The 23,541-nt window shown below is 57.1% G+C and carries 17 protein-coding genes; 5 read left to right on the top strand and 12 right to left on the bottom strand.

The genetic code is table 11. From position 1 onward, the window contains the following. Window positions 1–30: 30 nt before the first annotated feature. A complete protein-coding gene (gene pepN, locus V1599_RS10285; protein WP_395301498.1) occupies window positions 31–2,643 on the bottom strand; it encodes an aminopeptidase N in 2,613 nt (870 codons plus the stop codon). A gap of 255 nt (window positions 2,644–2,898) precedes the next feature. Here pepN and pncB point away from each other — a divergent pair, with 255 nt between their 5' ends. From pncB to V1599_RS10265, 4 genes are all read left to right on the top strand, one after another. After that, a complete protein-coding gene (gene pncB / locus V1599_RS10280) occupies window positions 2,899–4,101 on the top strand; it encodes a nicotinate phosphoribosyltransferase (protein ID WP_395301497.1) in 1,203 nt (400 codons plus the stop codon). Between the two features lie 166 nt (window positions 4,102–4,267). Continuing rightward, on the top strand, window positions 4,268–5,668 hold the full coding sequence (gene asnS, locus V1599_RS10275) for an asparagine--tRNA ligase (RefSeq protein ID WP_112009224.1): 1,401 nt from the start codon (window positions 4,268–4,270) through the stop codon (window positions 5,666–5,668). A 605-nt stretch (window positions 5,669–6,273) separates the two neighbouring features. Next, complete coding sequence (gene ompF / locus V1599_RS10270; protein WP_112009222.1) at window positions 6,274–7,332, top strand: porin OmpF; 1,059 nt, start codon at window positions 6,274–6,276, stop codon at window positions 7,330–7,332. Between the two features lie 184 nt (window positions 7,333–7,516). Next, entirely contained in the window at window positions 7,517–8,707 is a 1,191-nt protein-coding gene (locus tag V1599_RS10265) for an amino acid aminotransferase (RefSeq protein WP_395301496.1), read from the top strand. A 51-nt stretch (window positions 8,708–8,758) separates the two neighbouring features. Here V1599_RS10265 and V1599_RS10260 read toward each other — a convergent pair whose 3' ends face one another. From V1599_RS10260 to cmoM, 7 genes are all read right to left on the bottom strand, one after another. Then, on the bottom strand, window positions 8,759–9,406 hold the full coding sequence (locus tag V1599_RS10260; protein ID WP_112009220.1) for an MBL fold metallo-hydrolase: 648 nt from the start codon (window positions 9,404–9,406) through the stop codon (window positions 8,759–8,761). A gap of 20 nt (window positions 9,407–9,426) precedes the next feature. Continuing rightward, on the bottom strand, window positions 9,427–9,978 hold the full coding sequence (locus V1599_RS10255) for a YcbK family protein (protein WP_112009219.1): 552 nt from the start codon (window positions 9,976–9,978) through the stop codon (window positions 9,427–9,429). A 176-nt stretch (window positions 9,979–10,154) separates the two neighbouring features. Then, window positions 10,155–11,975 carry a L,D-transpeptidase gene (gene ldtD, locus V1599_RS10250; RefSeq protein WP_297115409.1) on the bottom strand — a complete coding sequence of 607 codons (1,821 nt, stop codon included), beginning with the start codon at window positions 11,973–11,975 and terminating at the stop codon, window positions 10,155–10,157. Window positions 11,976–12,151: 176 nt separating this feature from the next. Beyond that, window positions 12,152–16,600: a chromosome partition protein MukB gene (mukB, locus tag V1599_RS10245; RefSeq protein ID WP_297115408.1), complete on the bottom strand. Its 4,449-nt coding sequence runs from the start codon at window positions 16,598–16,600 to the stop codon at window positions 12,152–12,154. Further along, window positions 16,600–17,304 (bottom strand): chromosome partition protein MukE, encoded by a 705-nt coding sequence (gene mukE / locus V1599_RS10240; RefSeq protein WP_112009216.1) that lies wholly within the window; start codon window positions 17,302–17,304, stop codon window positions 16,600–16,602. Before mukE ends, mukB begins: the two co-directional genes overlap by 1 nt. After that, window positions 17,285–18,607, bottom strand: coding sequence for a chromosome partition protein MukF (mukF, locus tag V1599_RS10235; protein WP_112009215.1), 1,323 nt, complete (start codon window positions 18,605–18,607; stop codon window positions 17,285–17,287). The genes mukE and mukF overlap by 20 nt, the downstream gene beginning before the upstream one ends. Before the next feature lie 3 nt (window positions 18,608–18,610). Continuing rightward, window positions 18,611–19,390, bottom strand: a complete 780-nt coding sequence (gene cmoM / locus V1599_RS10230; protein ID WP_112009214.1) for a tRNA uridine 5-oxyacetic acid(34) methyltransferase CmoM — start codon at window positions 19,388–19,390, stop codon at window positions 18,611–18,613. Between the two features lie 124 nt (window positions 19,391–19,514). On the opposite strand from cmoM, the gene elyC reads away from it, so the two are divergent. Continuing rightward, window positions 19,515–20,294 carry an envelope biogenesis factor ElyC gene (elyC, locus tag V1599_RS10225; protein ID WP_395301495.1) on the top strand — a complete coding sequence of 260 codons (780 nt, stop codon included), beginning with the start codon at window positions 19,515–19,517 and terminating at the stop codon, window positions 20,292–20,294. Here elyC and V1599_RS10220 read toward each other — a convergent pair. The 4 genes from V1599_RS10220 to V1599_RS10205 form a co-directional block, all read right to left on the bottom strand. After that, a complete protein-coding gene (locus V1599_RS10220; RefSeq protein ID WP_112009212.1) occupies window positions 20,271–21,164 on the bottom strand; it encodes a YcbJ family phosphotransferase in 894 nt (297 codons plus the stop codon). The genes elyC and V1599_RS10220 overlap by 24 nt on opposite strands. Window positions 21,165–21,302: 138 nt before the next feature. Continuing rightward, on the bottom strand, window positions 21,303–22,049 hold the full coding sequence (kdsB, locus tag V1599_RS10215; RefSeq protein WP_395301494.1) for a 3-deoxy-manno-octulosonate cytidylyltransferase: 747 nt from the start codon (window positions 22,047–22,049) through the stop codon (window positions 21,303–21,305). Further along, window positions 22,046–22,228 carry a protein YcaR gene (gene ycaR / locus V1599_RS10210; RefSeq protein ID WP_112009210.1) on the bottom strand — a complete coding sequence of 61 codons (183 nt, stop codon included), beginning with the start codon at window positions 22,226–22,228 and terminating at the stop codon, window positions 22,046–22,048. The genes kdsB and ycaR overlap by 4 nt, the downstream gene beginning before the upstream one ends. A gap of 45 nt (window positions 22,229–22,273) precedes the next feature. Next, the gene (locus V1599_RS10205) at window positions 22,274–23,503 is read right to left on the bottom strand and encodes a winged helix-turn-helix domain-containing protein (protein WP_112009209.1); all 1,230 of its coding nucleotides are present in this window, start codon (window positions 23,501–23,503) and stop codon (window positions 22,274–22,276) included. Window positions 23,504–23,541: the final 38 nt, after the last annotated feature.

Raw genomic sequence — 23,541 nt, 5'->3', positions numbered from 1 at the left:
CTTTTAGCTGCCCACCCGGGCTTTTTTACATCACGCTAAGGCTTTAGCGATCTTCTCGTACAAATCGCCGGACAGGTTTTCCAGCCCTTTCAGCTGCTCAAGCGCGGCGCGCATCTTCGCCTGACGCTTCGCATCGTAGCGCTTCAGGCGGATCAGCGGCTCAATCAGGCGCGACGCCACCTGCGGGTTACGGCTGTTCAGCTCGGTCAGCATTTCCACCATAAACTGATAGCCGCTGCCGTCTTCCGCGTGGAACGCGGCCGGATTGCTGCTGGCAAACGCGCCGATCAGCGAGCGCACGCGGTTCGGGTTGCTCATGGTGAAGGAGCGATGCTTCAGCAGGCTGCGCACGTTGCTAAGCGCGTCGGCCGCCGGGCTGGTGGCCTGCAGGATGAACCACTTGTCCATCACCAGACCATCCTGGTACCACTTGTCGTCGTATTCCTGCATCAGCGCATCGCGGCACGGCAGCTCGGCGGCGACGCTTGCGGCCAGGGCCGCCAGCGCGTCGGTCATGTTGTCCGCGTCGTGATACTGCTTGCTTACCAGGGCGTCTGCGAGCTCGACCTCGCCAAACGCCAGGTAGCGCAGGCAGGTATTGCGCAGGGACCGCTTGCCGATATCCGCATGCTCGACGCGATACGCGTCCAGCCGGTTGGCGTTGTAAATCGCCAGGAACTCGTCCGCCAGCTCGGTCGCCAGCGTGCGGGTCAGCGCTTCACGCACGGCAACAATCGCGATTGGGTCGATGATGTCGAACAGCTCGGCGATTTCCGTCGCGGACGGCAGCGTCAGGATTTCAGCTGCCAGCGCCGGGTCAATGTGCTCATCCAGCAGGATCGCGCGGAACGCATCGGCCACGTGCACCGGCAGAGTCAGCGGCTGACCCTGCTGGTATCGGTTAACGTTCAGCTTGATGTAGGTTGCCAGCAGGCTTTGCGCCGCATCCCAGCGGGAGAAGTCGTTGCGCGAGTGGCGCATCAGGAAGGTCAGCTGCTGGTCGCTCCACTTGTACTCCAGCTTCACCGGTGCGGAAAATTCGCAAAGCAGCGCCGGGACCGGCTGGAAGTAGACGTTATCGAAGATAAAGGTCTGCTCGGCCTGGGTCACGTTGAGCACGTGATGGACCGGATGGCCGCCCTTCTGCAGCGGGATGACTTTGCCTTCGTTATCGTACAGCTCAATGCTGAACGGAATATGTAAAGGATGCTTCTCTTCCTGCTCGGCCGTCGGCGGCGTGCGCTGGCTGATGGTCAGCGTGTACTGCTCGGTCTCCGGGTTGTAGTCGTCTTTAACGGTCACAATCGGCGTGCCGGCCTGGCTGTACCAGCGGCGGAAGTGGGAGAGATCGACATTCGAGGCATCCTCCATCGCCTGCACGAAATCATCGCAGGTAGCCGCGCTGCCGTCATGACGCTCGAAGTAAAGCTGCATGCCCTTCTGGAAGTTTTCTTCGCCCAGCAGGGTGTGGATCATGCGAATGATCTCAGCGCCCTTCTCGTACACCGTCAGGGTGTAGAAGTTGTTCATCTCAATAACTTTGTCCGGGCGTATCGGGTGCGCCATCGGGCTGGCATCTTCCGCAAACTGCAGGCCGCGCATGGTGCGCACGTTGTTGATGCGGTTGACCGCGCGCGACCCCAAATCGGAGCTGAACTCCTGGTCGCGGAAGACGGTCAGGCCCTCTTTCAGGCTCAGCTGGAACCAGTCGCGGCAGGTCACGCGGTTGCCGGTCCAGTTGTGGAAATACTCGTGGCCGATAACGCGCTCAATATCGAGATAATCTTTATCGGTGGCGGTATCGGTGCGGGCGAGGACGTATTTTGAGTTAAAGACGTTAAGGCCTTTGTTCTCCATCGCGCCCATGTTGAAGAAGTCGACGGCGACGATCATATAGATGTCGAGATCGTATTCGAGGCCGAAGCGCTCCTCGTCCCACTTCATGGAATTGATCAGGGAGGTCATCGCCCACGGCGCGCGGTCGAGGTTGCCGCGGTCAACAAACAGCTCCAGCGCCACCTCGCGGCCTGAACGGGTTTTGAAGGTGTCGCGCAGGACGTCGAAGTCCCCCGCCACCAGCGCAAAGAGGTAGCACGGTTTCGGGAACGGGTCCTGCCACTGCACCCAGTGACGCCCGTTTTCCAGTTCGCCTTCGCCTACGCGGTTCCCGTTGGAAAGCAGGAAGGGATACAGCGTTTTATCGGCGATGATTTTGGTGGTAAAACGCGCCAGCACGTCCGGGCGGTCAAGATACCAGGTGATATGGCGGAAGCCTTCGGCTTCACACTGGGTACACAGCGCCACGCCCGACTGGTAGAGCCCTTCCAGCGCGGTGTTAGCAGCAGGGCTAATTTCATTGACGATGCGCAGCGTAAAGCGTTCCGGCAGATTATCGATGACCAGCTGGTTGCCTTCTTCTTTATAGTCTGTCCAGGCTACATCATTAATATGCAGGGAAACCAGCGTCAGGTCTTCGCCATCCAGGCGCAGCGGCACAGCCGTCGCGCTCTGGCGCATGACCTGGCTTACCGCCGTAACAACGGTTTTAGTGGCATCCAGGTCAAAAGTCAGATCGATATCGCTAATCAGGTAATCCGGCGCACGGTAATCGTGGCGGTATTTGGCTTGTGGCTGTTGTGTCATAGAAAACCTTATGCATCGTTTGTCGAATATCGAATCCAGTCTATTCCTGTTGCGGAAAACGCGCTACGCAGAATGTTCATCTTTTCAGTGACAACGCCCTTTTTCGCTACATTTTTATAACACGGGGCACGAAATGCGCTCGACCCTAAAGACACCTTATGGTGTGATCGGGGTTCAATAAATTGATAAACACGGTATACTTCAGCGTTGTTTATTGTACTAAACGCTCCCGTGAGAGGATGCTACTGCGCACCTATGACTCAATTCCCTTCCCCTGTTCTGCATACGTTGCTGGATACCGACGCGTATAAACTGCATATGCAGCAAGCCGTGTTTCACCACTATCATGATGTCCATGTTGCGGCGGAGTTTCGCTGCCGGGGCGACGACTTGCTGGGTATCTATGCGGATTCCATTCGCGAACAGGTCGATGCCATGCAGCATCTGGCGCTGCAGGACGATGAGTATCAATGGCTTTCCGGCCTGCCGTTCTTTAAAGAAGACTACCTCAACTGGCTGCGCGACTTCCGCTATAAGCCTGAGCAGGTCACCATCTCTAACGATAACGGCAAGCTCAACATCCGTCTTGAAGGGCCGTGGCGCGAAGTGATCATGTGGGAGGTGCCGCTGCTGGCCGTCATCAGCGAGCTGGCCCACCGCTACCGCTCGCCGGAAATGGGCGTTGAGCAGGCGCTGGACTCGCTGGAGAAAAAGCTGGTTGAGTTTACTGCGCTGACCGACGGGCTGGATATGTCACGCTTCCGCCTGATGGACTTTGGTACCCGCCGTCGATTCTCACGCGAGGTACAGCAGGCCATCGTTGAGCGCCTGCAGCAGGAACCGTGGTTTGTCGGCACCAGCAACTACGACCTGGCGCGTCGACTGGACTTAACGCCGATGGGCACCCAGGCGCACGAGTGGTTCCAGGCGCATCAGCAGATCAGCCCCGACCTTGCGAACAGCCAGCGCGCCGCCCTGGCCGCATGGCTTGAAGAGTACCCGGATCGCCTCGGTATCGCGCTGACCGACTGCATTACTATGGACGCGTTCCTGCGCGACTTTGGTCCTGAGTTTGCCGAACGCTATCAGGGCCTGCGCCATGATTCCGGCGATCCCGTTGAGTGGGGCGAGAAAGCCATCGCGCATTACGAGAAGCTCGGCATTGATCCCATGAGCAAGGTGCTGGTCTTCTCCGACAATCTCGATCTGGCGAAGGCCGTCGACCTGTATCGTCATTTCTCTTCCCGAGTGAACCTGAGCTTTGGTATTGGCACCCGCTTAACGTGCGATATTCCTCAGGTAAAACCTCTGAATATTGTTATTAAGCTGGTGGAATGTAACGGTAAGCCGGTAGCAAAGCTCTCCGACAGCCCGGGAAAAACCATCTGCCATGATAAAGCCTTCGTTCGCGCCTTGCGCAAAGCGTTCGATCTCCCGCAGATTAAAAAGGCCAGCTAAGCGCCTGGGGGAGCCTTAATGGCTCCCCCTCCCCTTATTTTTTCTTAATTCTTCTCTTTTGGCTGCGAAATTTACTTGTCTGATAGCGGATGGCAGGTAACATAGATATCCCCCCATAAGGGTGGACAAGTGTTTATTTTTTCCGACTATTAACAGAGAGAATATTATGAGCGTTGTGCCTGTAGCCGACGTACTCCAGGGCCGTGTCGCCGTTGACCAGGAAGTCACCGTGCGCGGATGGGTGCGTACTCGCCGAGATTCTAAAGCTGGCATCTCCTTCCTCGCCGTCTATGACGGTTCCTGCTTTGATCCTGTACAGGCCGTCATTAATAATTCTCTGCCCAATTACAATGATGACGTGCTGCACCTGACAACAGGCTGCTCCGTTATCGTGACCGGTGTTGTTGTCGCCTCACCGGGCCAGGGCCAGAGTTTCGAAATTCAGGCTTCTGCCATCGAAGTGACCGGCTGGGTTGAAGATCCGGATACCTACCCAATGGCGGCAAAACGCCACAGCATTGAGTATCTGCGCGAAGTGGCGCATCTGCGTCCGCGCACCAACCTGATTGGTGCCGTAGCTCGCGTACGCCATACGCTGGCGCAGGCGCTGCATCGCTTCTTTAACGAGCAGGGTTATTTCTGGGTCTCTACCCCGCTGATTACCGCGTCCGATACCGAGGGTGCCGGTGAAATGTTCCGCGTTTCCACGCTGGATATGGAAAACCTGCCGCGCACGCCGGAAGGCAAAGTAGACTTTGACAAAGACTTCTTTGGTAAAGAGGCCTTCCTGACGGTGTCCGGCCAGCTCAACGGCGAAACCTACGCCTGCGCGCTGTCTAAGATCTACACCTTCGGCCCAACCTTCCGTGCGGAAAACTCTAACACCAGCCGCCACCTGGCGGAGTTCTGGATGCTGGAGCCGGAAGTGGCCTTTGCCGATCTGGACGACGCTGCCGCGCTGGCTGAAGCCATGCTGAAATACGTGTTTAAAGCGGTGCTTGAAGAGCGCGCTGACGACATGAAATTCTTCGCCGAGCGCGTGGACAACGACGCGATTGCCCGCCTTGAGCGCTTCGTGTCCGCTGACTTCGCCCAGGTGGATTACACCGACGCGGTGGCAATCCTCGAAAAATGCGGTGAGAAGTTCGAGAACCCGGTTTACTGGGGCGTGGACCTCTCTTCCGAACACGAACGCTACCTGGCCGAGAAGCACTTCAAAGCGCCGGTTGTCGTGAAAAACTACCCGAAAGACATTAAGGCCTTCTACATGCGCCTTAACGAAGACGGTAAAACCGTTGCCGCAATGGACGTTCTGGCGCCGGGCATCGGTGAAATCATCGGGGGTTCCCAGCGTGAAGAGCGCCTGGACGTACTGGATGCGCGTATGGAAGAGATGGGGCTCAACCCGGCGGACTACAGCTGGTATCGCGATCTGCGCCGCTACGGCACCGTACCGCACTCCGGTTTTGGCCTCGGCTTCGAGCGTCTGATTGCCTACGTGACCGGCGTTCAGAACGTGCGCGACGTCATTCCGTTCCCGCGTACCCCGCGTAACGCCAGCTTCTAATCAGCATCAATCTCAATGGCCAGCTATGCTGGCCATTATTTTATTCTGCACTGTCAATTTTCGTCAGCGATAAGTCAGCTTCATTAAACATCAACCCCGCAAAAACCACTGCCTGTTACGTTTTATTTCCGCGAAATATCTGTCAACAAAAAAGAAACCACACCATCATTGCGCCTAATACAAATCTGAAGCATTAGCACAATTTTCAATCAATTTCACAGCCATCCAGAAGTCTTATTTAGCGTATAAGAAAAAACGACCCGTTGAAGGTTTGTTTATAGGACGCGCTTTTATCTAAATTAAAGATAAGCAATTCATATAGATAACCAAAGGAGAGCTGATTTGTTGACCATTCAGTTCTGAAATTTGAGGTGGTTCACAAAGTTCCTTAAATTACACAAATTCTTACACATTATTTCTTTTTGTTACTCAATCTTGATGTTTGTAGCATTTTCAGGCTAGCGAAACGGTTCGGTGAATGGAAAGATGCCTGTCAGACACATAAAGACACCAAACTCTCATCAATAGTTCCGGAAATATTTATTGACAGAATTTATTGGCGGCAGTGGCGAGTGTCATAAAAAAACCAATGAGGGTAATAAATAATGATGAAGCGCAATATTCTGGCAGCGGTGATCCCTGCCCTGCTGGTAGCCGGTGCAGCTAACGCTGCAGAAATCTATAACAAAGACGGCAACAAACTGGACCTGTACGGTAAAGCCGTTGGTCTGCACTACTTCTCTGATGATTCCGGCAACGATGGCGACAAAACCTACGCGCGTCTGGGCTTCAAAGGTGAAACTCAGATCAACGACCAGCTGACCGGTTACGGCCAGTGGGAATATAACTTCCAGGGTAACAACTCTGAAGGCAGCGACGCGCAGACCGGTAACAAAACCCGTCTGGCCTATGCTGGTCTGAAATTTGGTGACGCAGGCTCCTTCGACTACGGTCGTAACTACGGCCTGGTATACGACGTAATCGGTATTACCGATATGCTGCCTGAGTTCGGTGGCGACACTGGCGCGAGCGATGACTTCTTCGCTGGCCGTACCGGTGGCCTGGCAACTTACCGCAACAACAACTTCTTCGGCCTGGTTGATGGTCTGAACTTCGGCGTTCAGTACTTGGGCAAAAACGAACGTGACGACGCTGTTCGCTCTAACGGCGACGGTTGGGCAACGTCTATGAGCTACGAGTTTGACGGCTTCTCCGTACTGGGTGCTTATGGCGCTGCTGACCGTACCAACGCACAGCAGAACCTGGCATGGGGTAAAGGCGACAAAGCTGAGCAGTGGGCAACCGGTCTGAAATATGACGCGAACAACATCTACCTGGCAGCGCTGTACGGTGAAATGCGCAACGCAGCACGTCTGAGCAGCCGCGGCTTCGCTAACAAAACTCAGGACTTCTCCGTTGTTGCACAGTACCAGTTCGACTTCGGCCTGCGTCCGTCCATCGCTTACTACAAATCCAAAGCGAAAGACGTAGAGGGTATTGGTGACGAAGATTACATCAACTACATCGATGTTGGCGCAACCTACTACTTCAACAAAAACATGTCCACCTACGTTGACTACATGATCAACCAGCTGAAAAGCGACAACAAGCTGGGCATGAGCAGCGACGACATCGTGGCTCTGGGTATTGTTTACCAGTTCTAATCAGTACACCACGCTGTTATATGCATAAGAGACAGGGCTTCGGCCCTGTTTTTTTATGGCTGTCAGAAAATAATAGCGACTTTTGAAAAGCCGCACGCTTTTCATCGCAAACGGTTGGCATTTTGTAAATCTCCCGTTAACCTGATAGCGGATTTCACTTCTGTCATCACAATGGAACTTCGTCATGTTTGAGAACATTACCGCCGCTCCTGCCGACCCTATTCTGGGCCTGGCCGATCTGTTTCGTGCCGACGACCGCCCTGGCAAAATCAACCTGGGTATTGGTGTGTATAAAGATGAAACCGGCAAAACACCGGTTCTGACCAGCGTTAAAAAAGCAGAGCAGTATCTGCTGGAAAACGAAACCACCAAGAACTACCTCGGTATTGATGGTATTCCGGAATTCGGTCGCTGCACGCAGGAGCTGCTGTTCGGTAAAGGCAGCACCATTGTGAGCGACAAACGCGCTCGCACTGCGCAAACCCCAGGCGGTACCGGCGCGCTGCGCGTGGCGGCGGATTTCCTGGCGAAAAACACCTCCGTTAAGCGCGTCTGGGTAAGCAACCCAAGCTGGCCTAACCACAAGAGCGTCTTTAACTCTGCGGGTCTGGAAGTGCGCGAGTACGCCTATTACGACGCGGCAAACCACTCCCTGGACTTTGACGGCCTGCTGGCAAGCCTGAACGACGCGCAGGCGGGTGACGTAGTGCTGTTCCACGGCTGCTGCCATAACCCAACGGGTATCGATCCGACGCTGGAGCAGTGGGAGCATCTGGCGAAGCTGTCCGTCGAAAAAGGCTGGCTGCCGCTGTTCGACTTCGCCTATCAGGGCTTTGCCCGCGGTCTGGAAGAAGATGCGGAAGGCTTACGCGCGTTCGCTGCCGTTCACCAGGAGCTGATTGTCGCGAGCTCCTACTCCAAGAACTTTGGCCTGTACAACGAGCGCGTGGGCGCCTGCACGCTGGTTGCCGCCGATGAGCAAACCGTTGACCGCGCGTTCAGCCAGATGAAATCCGCGATCCGCGCCAACTACTCCAACCCACCGGCACACGGTGCGTCCGTGGTGGCGACCATTTTGAGCAACGACGCCCTGCGCGCTATATGGGAACAAGAGCTGAACGACATGCGCCAGCGCATCCAGCGCATGCGCCTGCTGTTTGTGAGCACGCTGGCCGAGAAAGGCGCCGACCGCGACTTCAGCTTTATCATCAAGCAGAACGGCATGTTCTCCTTCAGCGGCCTGACCAAAGAGCAGGTTCTGCGCCTGCGTGAGGAGTTTGGCGTTTACGCCGTGGCCTCTGGCCGCGTGAACGTGGCGGGCATGACGCCGGACAACATGGCGCCGCTGTGCGAAGCCATCGTCGCCGTGCTGTAATCATTCAGCGCCCATAAAAAAGCCTGCTTAGCGCAGGCTTTTTTTATTCGGTTACCAGACTGGCATTTCATCCTGAAGGAACGGATTATGCAGCCGCTCGTATCCGAGCGTTGATAGCGGTCCGTGACCCGGAATAAACGTTACGTCATCGCCAAGCGGCAACAGCTTCTGCTTAATCGACTGAATCAGCTGACCGTGATCGCCACGCGGGAAATCGCTGCGCCCTACGCCGCCTTTGAAAATCACATCGCCGGAAATCAGCAGACGCGACTGGTCATCAAAGAAAACGATATGGCCCGGCGTATGTCCAGGACAATGCAGCACCTGTAAAGCCACATTCCCTACGCTTATGCGATCGCCTTCGTTCAGCCAGCGATCGGGCGTTAACGGCTGACACTCATCCAGACCAAACATACGGCTTTGGGCAGGCAGTCCCTGCAGCCAGAACTCATCTTCTTTTTCCGGGCCAATCACGGGGATACCGTAATGTTGAGCCAGTTCAGCCGCAGCGCCCACATGATCAAGATGACCATGGGTGAGCAAAATCTGCATCAGCGTCACGCCGCTTGCTGCGACTTCCTGCTTGATTTTCTCAGCGTCACCGCCGGGATCGACAAGCGCGGCCAGTTTGGTTTGCTCGCACCAGATTAATGAACAGTTCTGGGAGAACGCGGTAACCGGAATAATACGATAGTTCATACTGCTCCTGTGTTTCGTTATTACCAGTGCCGAACCGGCCCGGTATCAATATGCACAAAGTTGCTGCTGGGGTAATATCCTACACCACCTGCGCGCATAGATAACGCAGCTTTGCGAATATTGGCTAACGAAACGCCTTCAATATGAAAGTCCATCGCCTGCCCTTTCGTGTGGTAGCTTTTTTTCGCTACGCCACGGCTATGGGCGCGCAGCTCGTTATTGGTATCAAGAGAGCGATAGCCGGAAATAAGCTGCACGGGCCTGCGGGTTCCAAGCATACCCTGTAGGCGGAACAGCTGATCGAAAAGTCCAGGGTCGATGGCTTTAACTTTATTCGCGCGGAAATCACGGAAAAAATGGTTAAGTCGAGCTAATTCATCCTGAATATAGCCTCTGCCATCGAAAAACTCCGCTTTAAGCGTTTCACCTGTATGCAGGTTATTTAGCGTTAATATGCGCGGTCGAGGTGTCGAGAGGGTGGCAAATGCTGGCGTCGGCAGGATGGCAGCAGCGCCCAGCGCAGCACCACCTAACGCCAGCAGTTTGCGGCGATTAGCGTCAAATTTGTCCATGATAATCAGGTCTACAGGTCAAAAGTTATCGTAAGTATGCATAGCGCACGATGGGCACCATAACTGGCTTAAACCTGTACGTCAAGGTGCCCAACCCCAGTAAACATGCGGCTTACAGCCAGATCGCCTAATGCTTACCATAACTTACGACAATCGTTTTCCCCGAACTACTTCATTTACCTGATTAATTGTTCCGCTTTTGGCAAAATTTGTGCGCCAGATCGCGCGGTGAGATCATAATTGTAAATATCTGTACGATATTGGGTGCGACCATCTTCTCCGACGAAGGCCGTCAGGTAATAAAGATTAACAGGAATATTTTGGCGAATATTCACGTAGCGCGTATTTCCTTCCTTAAGCGCATCGGAAATCCGCGCGTCGTTCCAGCCCGCATCCTGTAACAGCATATTTGCCAGCTCTGAGGCCTTATTCACGCGAACGCAGCCTGAGCTGAGCGCGCGAGTGTCCTTCTGGAACAGATTGTGGTTTGGCGTATCGTGAAGATAAATAGCGTCCGAGCTCGGCATATTGAATTTGTAACGCCCAAGCGAGTTGTGCGCGCCGGGTGCCTGCTGGAAGCGGAACGGCAGGTTAGATGCGGTGATCGTCGACCAGTCCACCATGTAAGGGTCAATGGCCTCTTTGCTGTTCCAGCCGCGCATCACCGTGTAGTTATGCCGTTCAAGGTATCCCGGGTCACTCCACAGCTTAGGCAGAATATCCTTACGCGCCAGCGTCGGCGGTACGTTCCACGGCGGGTTGACCACCACGTTATTCAACGCGCTGCTCATCATCGGCGTTTTGCGATCGGGACGACCGACAATCACGCGCGAGGCCAGGACTTCGCTCCCGTTCTGATAGTAAACCAGCGAGTACGCCGGGATATTTACCATAATGCCGGTCGACAAGGTGCCGGGCAGCAGCCGCAGACGCTGGATGTTCAGCGCCAGCACGCCGGCCCGCTGAGCAGGCGAAACGTTGAGCCAGTCGCGGGTGGACTGACCGATGACGCCGTCAGCGCCCAGCCCCTGCAGGGCCTGGAACTGCTTGACCGCAGCCACCAGCTCGCGATCGTATGCCGCCGGTTTATTACTCACGGCGCCTTTTCGTTCCTTCACCGGCGCCGAAGGGCTAACCACCGCGCTTTCTGGCTCGTCGCCGGGAAGCGCAATTTTGGGCCCCCCGTTCAAAATGCCGGAGCGCGCGAGGATTTCACGCAATGCAGGCACATCGCTGCTCCACTGCCCCGGACGCAGGGTGGCGGTAGCGCGCAGCTGCGGCCACGGACGAGAATCCGCCACCAGGTCCAGCAGGGACTGATGCATAGTGGCATATTGAGGGTGTGCGGGTGCCAGGCTCGCAATAAAGCGCGGCAGCTCGCCGTTATCGAGCGAAAGCTGCCACTGATTAATTACCGACAGCGCCGGCGTGGCAAGCTTGTAGGGCTTATCGCTATAGAGCCAGCGACCGCCGTTGACCGGGATGCCCGCAACGAACTGCAGATAACCCATCATGGCGTCGGACAGCACGACGTCGCGCGCCTGGCCGGTCACAGCCGAATCGGTCAATAGCTCAACCCAAGTGGTAAATTGCGGCTGGAAGCCCGCAATCGCCACTTCTGCCAGCTGCTGTTGAAACGCCCTGACCGCATCGCGATCTTCCCACATGGGCTTCATGTCGCGCGCCGCATACAAGAGCGTTAGCTGATTGATGTACGCAGGCGTGTAGCCGGAAGGCAGCCCTGTCATGAGCTGCTGGCGAAGTGATTCCGTATCAATACCTTCAGGCAGCGGCCTGATGCCGGCCATGATGGCCGTCGCCGGAGATTGCTCCAGCGGCTGCGACAGCGATGTCGGCTGCGCGCCCACGGTTGCGGAGCTGTCCGTCGGTACCATTTCAGGCTCGTCGGCCCGAGCACTTAACAGTGGAGCAAACATCACCGTCAGGCATAAACTCAGCGCGGACAGCTGATGACCACGATTTTTCTTTAGCAACATCCCTTGCCCCCTGTTTTTACGACATGCCCATCATTCTGGGGCTTTTCTTCATTATAGAAAGGCTTAAACGCTGTTGCCTTACCTTATGTAAAGAAGTTTAAAGATAACGCAGCCGGGTGTATAGGATAAGTGAAAAAAAAGCGGCGCTGATGCGCCGCTTGATGTCATGAACCGCGTTAAGACGCGTCGGCCGTACCCGGCAAGGATTCCGGCGGCTGCGGCGCAAAGCCCCGCAGACCGACAACGTGCACGTGCTCGGTATTCTGGAACACCTTACGCACCAGCTTGTACGTCGTGCCTTTTTCCGGACTGATGTTTTCCGGCGCCGCGATGATGAGCTGCATGTCGAGACGATCGCAAAGCTCAAACAGCGTAGCAATGGAGCGAGCATCCAGACGCGCCGCTTCATCAAGGAACAGCAGACGGCACGGAGAAATATCTTTTCCGCGCAGGCGGCGAGATTCGTCTTCCCAGCTCTGCACCACCATCACCAGAATCGACATCCCCGTACCGATAGCCTCACCCGTAGAGAGCGCGCCGGATTCCGCGCGCAGCCAGCCGTCAGAGCCACGGTTAACCTCAACTTCCATCTCCAGGTAGTTACGGTAATCCAGCAGCTCTTCTCCGATAGTTTGCGGCGTGCGCTGGCCCATATCGATCTGCGGGTTCAGGCGCTGGTACAGCTTCGCCAGCGCTTCAGAGAAGGTCAGACGGTTGCTGTTGAACAGATCCTGATGCTGCTCGTGCTGTTCTGAGAGTACGTCCAGCAGCGTAGCGTGCGCTTCACGTACGTTCACGTTAAGACGCACGCTGTTCACCTGACCAAACGACACGCTCTGCAGGCCCTGGTTCAGCTGACGGATGCGGTTCTGCTCGCGCTGAATGGTTTTGCGAATAATGTTCGCCACGCTGCGGGAGCTGATTGCCAGCTTTTGCTCGCGCGAGGTCAGCTCTTCCGTCAGGCGGCCCAGCTCGATTTCCATCTGCTCAATGGCTTCAACCGGATCGTCGGTGCGGATGATGTCCTGACGAATACGCTCGCGCAGGTGCTGATACACCGCCACGAAGAACTGAATCTTACGCTCCGGGCGTTTTGGATCTTCAGACATGCGCAGCACGTCGCGCAGGTGCTCGTTATCCGCCACCGCCAGGCGCAGCGCACCCAGCGCCTTATCCGACATGGAGCGCAGCTCGTCGCCGGAAAGATAGGCCAGCTCGCGACGGTGCAGACGACGCTCAACGCCGTTGTCTTTCACCATTCGCATCACAGCGCACCAGCCCGCTTTCGCGCTAACGACCTGCTCGCGCATTTCGTGATAGTCACGCTCCAGCTTGCGCAGCCGGCGGGTCAGGTTGTCCATTTCCGCTTCGCAGAAGGTGAGCGCTTTTTCCAGCTGGTTGCGGCGCGCGCGGTTGTTGCTGAGCTGAGCGTGCAGCTCGTCGCGACGAATACGCGCCCGCTCTTCCGCCCCGCTGTCGGCGCGCACGCCGATGTCCTGCAGCTCTTTATGCAGATCGTTTAACAGCTCCTTCTTGGTATCAAAGGAGCTTTTCAGCGAGGCCATGACCTGGCTGTACTGGCTCAGCTGCGCGGCGTGCGTACGCATGGCTTCACGAGCGCGCGTACGCTCCGCTTCGGCCTGCTCCAGACGCTGGCGCAGTTTCTCATTCAGATCGCTATTGCCGCTCAGCATTTCCGCCGAGTCAGAGTAGCCAAAGTGGGCGCGGCGCTGCACGACTTCGGTCAGGGCAAACGCCTGCTGACGCGCCTCGCGCTGCACCTGCTGTGACCAGGCGTAATCTTCTTTCAGTTGCTCATACTGCTCGGGGTCGCTTTGCAGAACGGAGACAACCGGCTCCAGCTTCGCCAGCTGGTTACCGTGCTGCTGCACGAAGCGCGCGGCTTCCTGCGCTTCGTCCAGACGTTCCTGGATTTCGTCCACGCGATCGGCCAGCGTATCATCCGCCAGCAGATTCAGGCGCGGCAGAATGCGGTTCAGCGCGGCAACGCCCTCTTTCGCCTGTTCGAACTGCACGCGGTTTTGCTGGTTATCATTTTCATGATTCGCAATCGCGCGCTCCAGCTCGCCGCGGCGGGTGTTGAGCTTGCGGATTTCCGCTTCCGGGTCGGCTTCAAACGCAACCGACAGGTGGCTGCCGATGAAGCGGCTGAAGGCCTGGTGAAGACGCTGCGTTTTCTGCACGTCAAACGACAGGGTCGCAAAACGTTCGGACAGGGTTTCGCGCTCGGCGTGAAGGCTTTCGATACGGCTTTCGCGCGCCGCGCGGCCAAACAGCGGAAGCTCCGGGAAGCGGGAATAACGCCACTGGCGATCGGCGATTTTGACCACCACCGCTTTTTCCAGCTCATCCACGCTGAAGACGCTGTCATCGAACGACTGCGGGTCCCCTTCGATCAGGTAGAGATCTTCCGGGCAATCTTCCAGACCGGCCAGCTGATCGGAAATCAGCGACAGATCCGGCACCACGATCGCGTTACGTGAAGGGCCATACAGCGCGGAGAAGTACGGCGCGTCGTCCAGACCAACGTCGTCGTAAATTTCCGAGAGCAGCACGCCGCCGAAGCGCTCTGCCAGGGTATTCAGGCGGGCATCTTCGGAGCCGCCCGGCTGGCTTAAGCGCTCAATTTCATCGTCAACGTCGCGCTTGCGAGCGCCAACTTCATCGCGTTCAACAATCGCCTCACGCTCGCGCTCCAGCAGCTGCTGCAGGTATTCGGTCACGTCCTGACTGGATTCAAACTCCTGGCCGCACTGCTCGCTGAGCTGGCTCAGGCTGCTTTGCGCCGCGAGCCACACCGGCGCGCGCTGCAGCAGGGTTTTTGACCGGGCCTGAAGCTGTTCCATCTCCTGGCGCAGCGTCATGCGCTGCTCGCTGGCGTTGGACACGGTGTCCGAGAGCGCCGCGATGCGCGCTTCCAGCTCCTGATGGAGGGCTTCGAGATCGTCGATATCGTAGCTTTTGCCCTGACGCTTGCAGAACTCAGCCAGCAGACGCTCGGCTTCCTGCTGCTCGCGCAGGCGTTGTTCCAGCTCGTTCAGGCGCATGCGCAGCGGCTGAACCTGCTCGGCCAGGTGACGCTGGTTCACGCCATCGCGCAGCAGCTCGCGGGCAACGTTCCACGCATCGCTTCGCGCGACGGGGCCGTTAATCGCCACGACAAGCTGATAAGCCTGCTCAAACTGGCTGTGCGCCGTTTGCGCCACGCTCATTTTCTGATCGAGCGCCAACAGCTTCTCGGTGGCTTCCTGCTCTTTCGCCTGGAAGGTCTCAAGCCATTCGTCAGCGCTGTCCGGCGTCAGGTCAGGCAGATGGCAAAGCTCTTTTGCCCGCTGCAGCGCCTGCAGCGCCTGGTTGTACTGAATCGCACGCGTCTGCTGGACGTCCAGCGCCTGCTGGTAATCGGCAAGCTGGCTTTTCAGCTCATCCACTTCCAGCTCGGCGGCTTCGGCGCGGGCTTCGTTCTCTTCCTGCATATCGGCGGCTTCCGCCACCACTTCGTTCTGCTCTTCGAGACGAATTTGAAGCTCGTCAAGATCCGCCTCATAGCGCTCGATTTTTTCCTGCTGGCGCAGCGCGGTTTGCACCAGGTTCAGGTGATCGCTGGCCGCCTGATAATCCGCTTCCAGATCCCCTTCGGCACCGTTGTGTTCGCCCAGCTCGCGCGCCATTTCAACGTGCTTGTACTGCTCGGCCACCAGCTGTTTGCGGGAGGTGAACAGCTCGCGGCGGTATTCCAGCGCCTGATCGAGATGAATGCGGCGCTCGTTGGCGTGACGCATGTAGTCCGCCGCCACGTAGTTGGTGGCTTCGTTGATCAGATGCTTGAACAGATCGCGGTCAGACTGGGTGACGCGGATCGCTTCCAGCGTCATGCGGTTTTCACGCAGCGCGGCTTCCATATCCTGGAAGGCCTTGCGCACGCCGCTGTTTTCCGGCAGCAGGTAGTCACGCAGCGAGCGGGTAATGGCGCTGGAAATACCGCCATACAGCGACGCTTCGATAAGGCGGTAGTATTTGCTGCGATCGGACGCCGTGCGAAGACGACGCGCCACCACGCCCAGATCGAACATCAGGGAGTGGTAATCGGTAATCGAGTTGAACTGCTTAAACTGAACGCCCTCGATGGCTTCGAGCTTGTCCTTCAGCTCCTGCAGCGTCAGCACGCGCGCCTGGCGTTCGTTCAGGGTTTCCGTCAGCAGCGCGGTAGGCTGCACGGAGGTTGGCAGCCCCTGGATCGCAAACGGTTTGATATCGACTTTACGATCGCGACCGGCAACCTGCTGGAGACGTACGCCGACCACCACGCGCTGGTGGCGAGAGTTGATCACGTCCAGTACGGAGTAGCAGACGCCGGCCTTCAGCTTGCCGTGCAGGCCCTTATCTCGGGAGCCGCTTGTGGCCCCCGCTTCGGTGGTGTTGCGGAAGTGCAGGAGGGTCAGATCGGGGATTAGGGCCGTCACAAACGCCGCCATGGTGGTGGACTTGCCCGCACCGTTACCGCCGGACAGCGTCGTTACCAGCTCATCAAGATCGAAGGTTCGCGCAAAGAAACCGTTCCAGTTAATCAGCGTTAGTGAGCGAAATTTACCGCGTTCAATCATTACTCTTCCTCCCCGCTATCCGGCTGATTGTCTTCATGCTCGTCATTGAGCTGCAGGTGATTTTCCACCGGCATCGCTTCCCCGTCGCGGATCATGCGCAGCTGTGCTTCACGCGCGTCGTCGCCCGCACGCACGTCGGCGCCAAAGCGGAACACGGACTCGGTGATGCGGAACTTGCTGCTGTCGTGGCCCATAAACCAGACCATCCCCAGACGACGCAGGCGGTTCAGGGAAGAACGAACCTTTTCCTGTAATTTCTGACGGTCAAGATCCGACCCCGTGGAGCGGTTGTTCACCAGCTTGAGCAGTTTGCTCTCATCCGCCAGCGTCAACAGCTCATCGTAAAGTTCCTGCTGGGTGAAGATACCTTCATTCGCCAGACGCTCGGGACTGAGATAGAGATAGCAAAGAATTTTGCCCACCATCATATCCAGCTCGGACAGAACCGAGCGCGGGATCAGCGTCGTGGAGCGCGGGCGCAAATAGAAGAAACCTTCCGGCGCGCGAATCAGCTCCACGTTATAGCGAGCGTAGAACTCTTCCAGATACTCCTGGAAGTCCATCAAAAAAGCGTGGTTGTCCAGCTCGTCAAGGCCAATGTGACGACCGGCACGCAGCTGGCTGTCCAGCGCCGGAAATAACGGATTCGCCAGCGCCTGCGCCATCTTAAGTGGCATCACTTGTTCAATATTTGTCAATGACATGCGCCTGTACCTTGGCTCCGTAATCGTTGATTGGCTGCCACTTCGGCGGCAACCCGGTAAAATCGGCTTGTGCAATACCCAGGCGCACGGCCTGGTCGACGACAATGCGGGCGATATCAAAATGGCGCGCACGCGGATATTGCGCAAGATACTCGCGCACCACGAGGCCCAGATCCAGCGGCACTTGTCTGGTTTTGTAGACCGCCAGCTGTTCTTCGATCATCGCCGCAAGCTGTTCGCGAATTTCGTTAAATTCTTCAAATTCCAGATCCGGCGGAAGTTCCCCGGTCACCTCTTCGTCGCGCAGCGCCATCTCTTCATCACGCATGTCGAGCAGACGATCGGCGTTGGCATAGGTGAGCGCCCACGGCGCATCGAAATAGGTTTGTACCGACTGGCGCAGCCGCTGTGCAAAGACGCGGTTTTTGTCCATATCGATGGCGGTACGAATAAACTTATGTACGTGCCGGTCGTAGCCGATCCACAGGTCGATGGACTGCTGGCCCCAGCTGATAATGCGGTCGAGCTTGCTTTGCAGATCGAAGACAAGGCGATCGACAAAGTGCAGATCGTCATGCGCCATCGTGGCATCCTGAATACGCAGCAGGTTGGCCTGCAGCTTATCGCCCGCCGCTTCCAGCGTATCCTGCAGCTCGCGCAGCGTGCCGGACGTTTCTGACAGCAGCATTTCGCAGCTAGAGATGGCCGCACGCCAGTCTTTGTTCAGCAGTTGGGCAATATCGTCTTTCACCTGCTGCTGCTGTTCGTCCATCAGGCGCTGGGTCAGATCGATGCTGTCAAAAATCTCGGCAACCGAGTATTTGAGCGGCGCATAGACGTTACGATGCCAGTGAAACTCATCGCCGTTTTCGTCCGCGGCGTCGGCAGCGCGCTTCAGCTCGCCCGCCACGATCGAGAGCTGCATGGAAAGACGCAGCGTCGAAAATTCGCGCTGGCGAATGTAATAATCCGTGATGCCGATGCCCAGCGGCGTCAGACGATAAATGGCGTTTCCTTCCGCCTGCTCGCTGGTAAAGCGGTTCAGCAGACGTTGACGCACCATATCGTTGATTGCGTTGTTGGCACGCACGCTAATGGTTTCGCTGGTTTGCTCAAACGCATCACTGACGTGGCGGAACGCGTCCACCAGTTCACCCTCGCTCATTTCACCATCCAGACGCTCGCCGTTCAGCGTGGCCACCGCCAGCAGGAATGAGAGCCTGTCGACCGGCAGCGAGATGGAGAAATCATTTTTCCTGGCCCAGGCAACCAGTTCGGGGACTGTCTGGGAAAATTCACTCATAGGTTATCCTTGCATCTGCGGTTTGCGAGCAGTGACATGTATATAACGGCCAAGGCTGATAAAGGGCTCCTGGCGGCAATACCGCGTTTCTAATTCTGTTAAGGTGTCAAAACAGTCACGCTGTTTATGTTTTTCACGCAGATAATCATGAAACACCCTCACGCCCGTCTTGCCGGTTATCTCCCAGCCGATCGCTTCAAGCCAGCCGTAGACCTGTTGAGGATCGCGCGGATAGTCCGGTGAAAGCGTGCGCTTTTTCTTTTTCGGCATCCCGACCTGCACATAGTCGAAATTACCCGCAACCATGTTGTGCATCAGGAAGCCGTTTGCATTGTAGAACATCAGCGACAGCGTGCCGCCGGGGCGCAGCATCGACCACAGCGCCTGTAGCACGCTTTGCGGATCGGCCACCCACTCCAGCACCGCATGAAACAATATCAGATCAACCTGGGTTTCCAAATGCTGTGCAATGTCCTGAGCGGCGCATTGTATAAAATGCATGTTGTCGCTCACACCTTTCTCTTCTGCTGCACGCGTCGCGCGCGCGACCATCTCAGCAGAAAGATCGCAAAGCGTGACGTGATGGCCGCGCTGCGCCATCTTTATGGCCGTTTGGCCTTCGCCGCCGCCCGCATCCAGCACGCGCAACGTTTGGCCGCCAAAACCCGCCAGGATGGTGTCCAAATCCTGCCAGAGGATCGTCTGGCGCAACTGCCCTTTGGTGGTGCCATAAATGTTGCGCGAAAACTTTTCCGCGATGTCATCAAAATTGCGATCCCGCATTGGGAGAGTTCCACTCGATAACTGCAAAACCGCTATTTTGTCATACCCGCGCGGAGAATGAACCTGTCTGGTGTAATATCACGGCTAATCACCTGCTATATGGTTAAAAAAGGAACCAAAAAGGATGCTTTTTACCCTAAAAAAATATGTCGGAGGCATGATGCTGCCTCTTCCGCTGCTGCTGCTGCTTATTGCGCTCGGCCTTGGACTGGTCTGGTTTAGCCGCTTTCAGAAAAGCGGCAAATCGCTCATCACCTTCGGCTGGCTGGCGCTGCTGCTGCTGAGCCTGCAGCCGGTCGCCGACGGGCTGTTACGCCCCATTGAAAACAGCTATCCGACATGGCAGGGAAATCAAAAGGTGGAGTACATCGTGGTGCTGGGCGGGGGCTATACCTGGGACCCAAACTGGGCGCCGAGTTCAAACCTCATCAACAACAGCCTCCCGCGCCTGAACGAGGGCATCCGCCTGTGGCTGGCAAATCCGGGCTCGAAAATAATCTTTACCGGCGCGGCGGCAAAAACGAATCCGGTGAGCACCGCCGAGGCGGGCGCCCGCGTTGCCGAGTCGCTTGGCGTGCCGCGCTCGGCCATTATCACACTGGACAGCCCGAAGGATACCGAAGAGGAAGCGGCAGCGGTGAAGCAGGCGATCGGCGATGCGCCCTTCCTGCTGGTCACCTCCGCATCGCACCTGCCAAGAGCCATGATTTTCTTTGAGAATCAGGGATTGCATCCGCTACCTGCCCCGGCCAATCAGCTGGCGATCGACGCGCCGCTGAATCCGTGGGAACGGGCGATCCCATCCCCGGCCTGGCTGATGCACAGCGATCGCGTGGGCTACGAGACGCTGGGACGCCTCTGGCAGTGGCTCAAAGGCTCGTCAGGCGAGCCACGGCAGGAGTGATTTTGTCGCCAGATCGAAGTTGGCGCGGTTGAACCGCCCGGTATTAACCAGCTGCGCCACTTCATCCCACAGCAGATAGAGCCAGCGCCGCCAGAGAAAGGCCTCCGCCACGGGCGCGCGCTGCAGATAGTGCCACAGCAAATCTTCGGCTAAGCCGCTTTCGCTCAGCCTGAAAAGCTCATATTCGCGCGGTGCCCAGAGCATAATGCCCGGCCCTACCATCGCCAGCAGCTGGTCGCTGCGCGAGTCCTTTAGCATACTGCGCAGCGTGAAGTTGCCATGCACCAGCACGCAGTTGTCGTTAAAGCCTTCAAACAGCGCGGGCAAGCACTCGCGGGTGCGGAACAAAATGCGTTTGTCCTGCATCGTTAAGCCGGTATTGCTGAACTGGTTAAGCGTTCCCCACAGCACCTCCACCCGCTGGCGATACCAGAGCGGCCACAGGTTTTCCTGGGTGCTGTCGACGGCCCCCACCAGCCCGCGGCTGTCCTGACGATGCCAGGCCAGCAGCCCCTCGACGATCTGGTCCTTAAGCTGCTCCCAGCGTTCCGGCGTTCGCGCCGGCGCCTCTACGGGCACGCCGCGCAATCGCTCAATAAGCAGGACGTCCGGGCCGGGATGCTCCTCATGCGTCATTACGCCGTAGACCGTTGGCATGCGCACCGTTCCTTCACGCGCCAGCAGCGACATTTTCCAGGCGAGCTGCCTTGCCACGCCCGGTGAGGTAAAGCTCCTCGCCAGCAGCGGCATTGGATTTCCCTGACTGTCATACAGCGCCCATAGCGCGGTATCCGCTTTTTCATTCACACACTCGACCCGGCTCAATTTTTCGCCAAGCAGATGGCTGAGTTCAGCACGCAGCTGTTCCATATGAGATTACCCCCATGAAGACTACTGCTTTTATAATGAGCGTGCTAAGGGCAGATGTCACCCGGAAGCGATCAAATAGGGGAAAGAAAACAATCTGGAGGGGAGCTATCCCCCCCGAACGAGGGGATAGCAGCAACATTAACGCATTTCGGCGCGTACGCGCTCAAGATCTTCAGGCGTATCAACCCCGGTGCCGGGCACTTCCTGAGCGACCGCGACGTGGATCTTTTCGCCGTACCACAGCACGCGAAGCTGTTCGAGCATTTCGATATGTTCGAGCGGGCTGGGGGCCCAGGTCACGTAGCGGCGAATAAAGCCCGCTCGATAGCCGTAAATTCCCAGATGGCGCAGGAAGGTGTCGCCAATGGTCTCTTTTGACGCGGCAAAACGATCCCGATCCCACGGGATGGTGGCGCGGGAGAAGTAAAGCGCGTAGCCCTCTGCGTCCATGACCACCTTTACCGCGTTAGGATTAAAGGCTTCTTCAACGTGATGAATGGGCACCGCGAGCGTGGCCATTCCCACCTGGCGCTGGGAAAGGTTCTCCGCCACCTGACGAATGATAACCGCCGGGATCATTGGCTCATCGCCCTGCACGTTAACAATAACCGTGTCGTCGCTAAAGCCGCATTTTTCGACCACTTCAGCCAGACGCTCCGTACCGGACTGGTGATCGGCGCGAGTCATGCACACTTCACCATCCGCCGCTTCCACCGCGCGCGCCACGTCCGGGTGATCGGTGGCAACGATAACGCGATCGGCACCCGATTCGCGCGCGCGCTCGAGCACATGCACGATCATCGGCTTGCCGTTAATGTCGACCAGCGGCTTGCCCGGCAGGCGGGTAGACGCATAGCGCGCAGGAATAATGACGACAAAACTCATGGTCTGCTCTCTTCTGCGGCCAGGGAGCGGGCTTCGTTTTCCAGCAGGACCGGAATACCGTCGCGCAGCGGGAATGCCAGGCTGTCGAGCTTGCAAATCAGCTCCTGTTTGTCCTGGCTGTAGTAGAGTTTGCCGTTGCACACCGGGCAGGCAATAATTTCAAGTAAACGGTGATCCATAGTTCCTCCGTATGGGTAATCGCTAAAGCTTACCACATTCTTTTTTCAGGCAGTGCCTGTTTCCCAGCCGCTCAGGCAGGTGGTGAATAGCCCGTCCGGCAGGCGCGACAGCGTGACCTCGCGAGCATCCTGCCAGAGCGCAAATTCGCTAATGGCGCTGAACAACCCTTTCTCCAGCGTCGCGGTCACTTTTATCCCCTCTTCAAGATATAGGGCGATAACCTCAAGAACGCCCGTTTTACGGTGCATTTTGGCATCCATACGCCCCACAAGGCGCCCTTTGTGCAGCAGAGGCAGGACAAAATAGCCGTACTGACGCTTTGGCGCAGGGGTATAGCACTCCAGCCGGTAGGTGAAATCAAACAGCTGTTCGGCGCGCTTTCTGTCCCAGACCACCGGGTCGAACGGCGAAAGCACCGCGCTGTGGGTGGCCTGAAGCTTTCCGGCCTCTGCCTGCGCCAACAGCGGGAACAGATCTTCATGCAGCCACATTTCACCCAGCGTCTCGACAGCAACGGGGATTACCTTTTGCTCGCGCTGCCACGCATCCAGCAGCGGTCCGAGCGCAGGCTGACGCAGGCGGTAGTAATCTGCCAGCCACTGTGGGCGAAAAATGCCAAGACTCCGGGCGCTGTTCTCCAGCATGAGGGCTTCTGCCGCCGTCTGGGTCAGCAGGTCGCGCTCATCGTCCCAGCGCGGCATAACGCGATGCGTAAGGTCGTAAACGCGCTGGAAATTACGCCGCTCAACCACCATGACCTTGCCTGAGGTAAATAATCCCTCGAGATGGCGCTTGTGCGGCTTCCATTCCCACCAACCGCTGGCCCCTTTTTGCGGATACTCAAAGTCAGCGGAGCGTACGGGGCCGTTTTCCTCGATATGCGCGATAAGCTGGTCGATTTCAGCGGCGTGCTCTTGCATCCACTCCTGGCGATATTTCCAGCCCATTTTGTCCGGGGAGAGCATGCGGTGGCGAACAAGCGCGAAATCACTGCGCGGGAGAAAGCAGGCTTCGTGCGCCCAATACTCCATGAGTTCGCCCCGGCTGAGCGCATTGTCCAGCCACTGCGGCGAATAATCGCCCAAGCGGCTAAACAGCACCAGGTACGGGCTGCGGGCCACAATATTAATGGTGTCGATTTGCAGCAACGACATGCGCTGAATAGTCGGGAGAATATCGGTGGGCTTTGCGCGTCTGCGGGGCTTCTTCAGCAGCCCCTGCGCAGCAAGATGCAAATGACGCGCTGCCGAAAGAGAGAGTTGCGGTAAAGACATGCGTTTTCCTGTCAGTCAAAGCGCCGTCAGAACCGCAT

The organism is Enterobacter sp. ECC-175 (genome assembly GCF_043968675.1).
Lineage (GTDB): Bacteria > Pseudomonadota > Gammaproteobacteria > Enterobacterales > Enterobacteriaceae > Enterobacter.
This window is presented reverse-complemented; position numbering and strand designations above follow the sequence as displayed.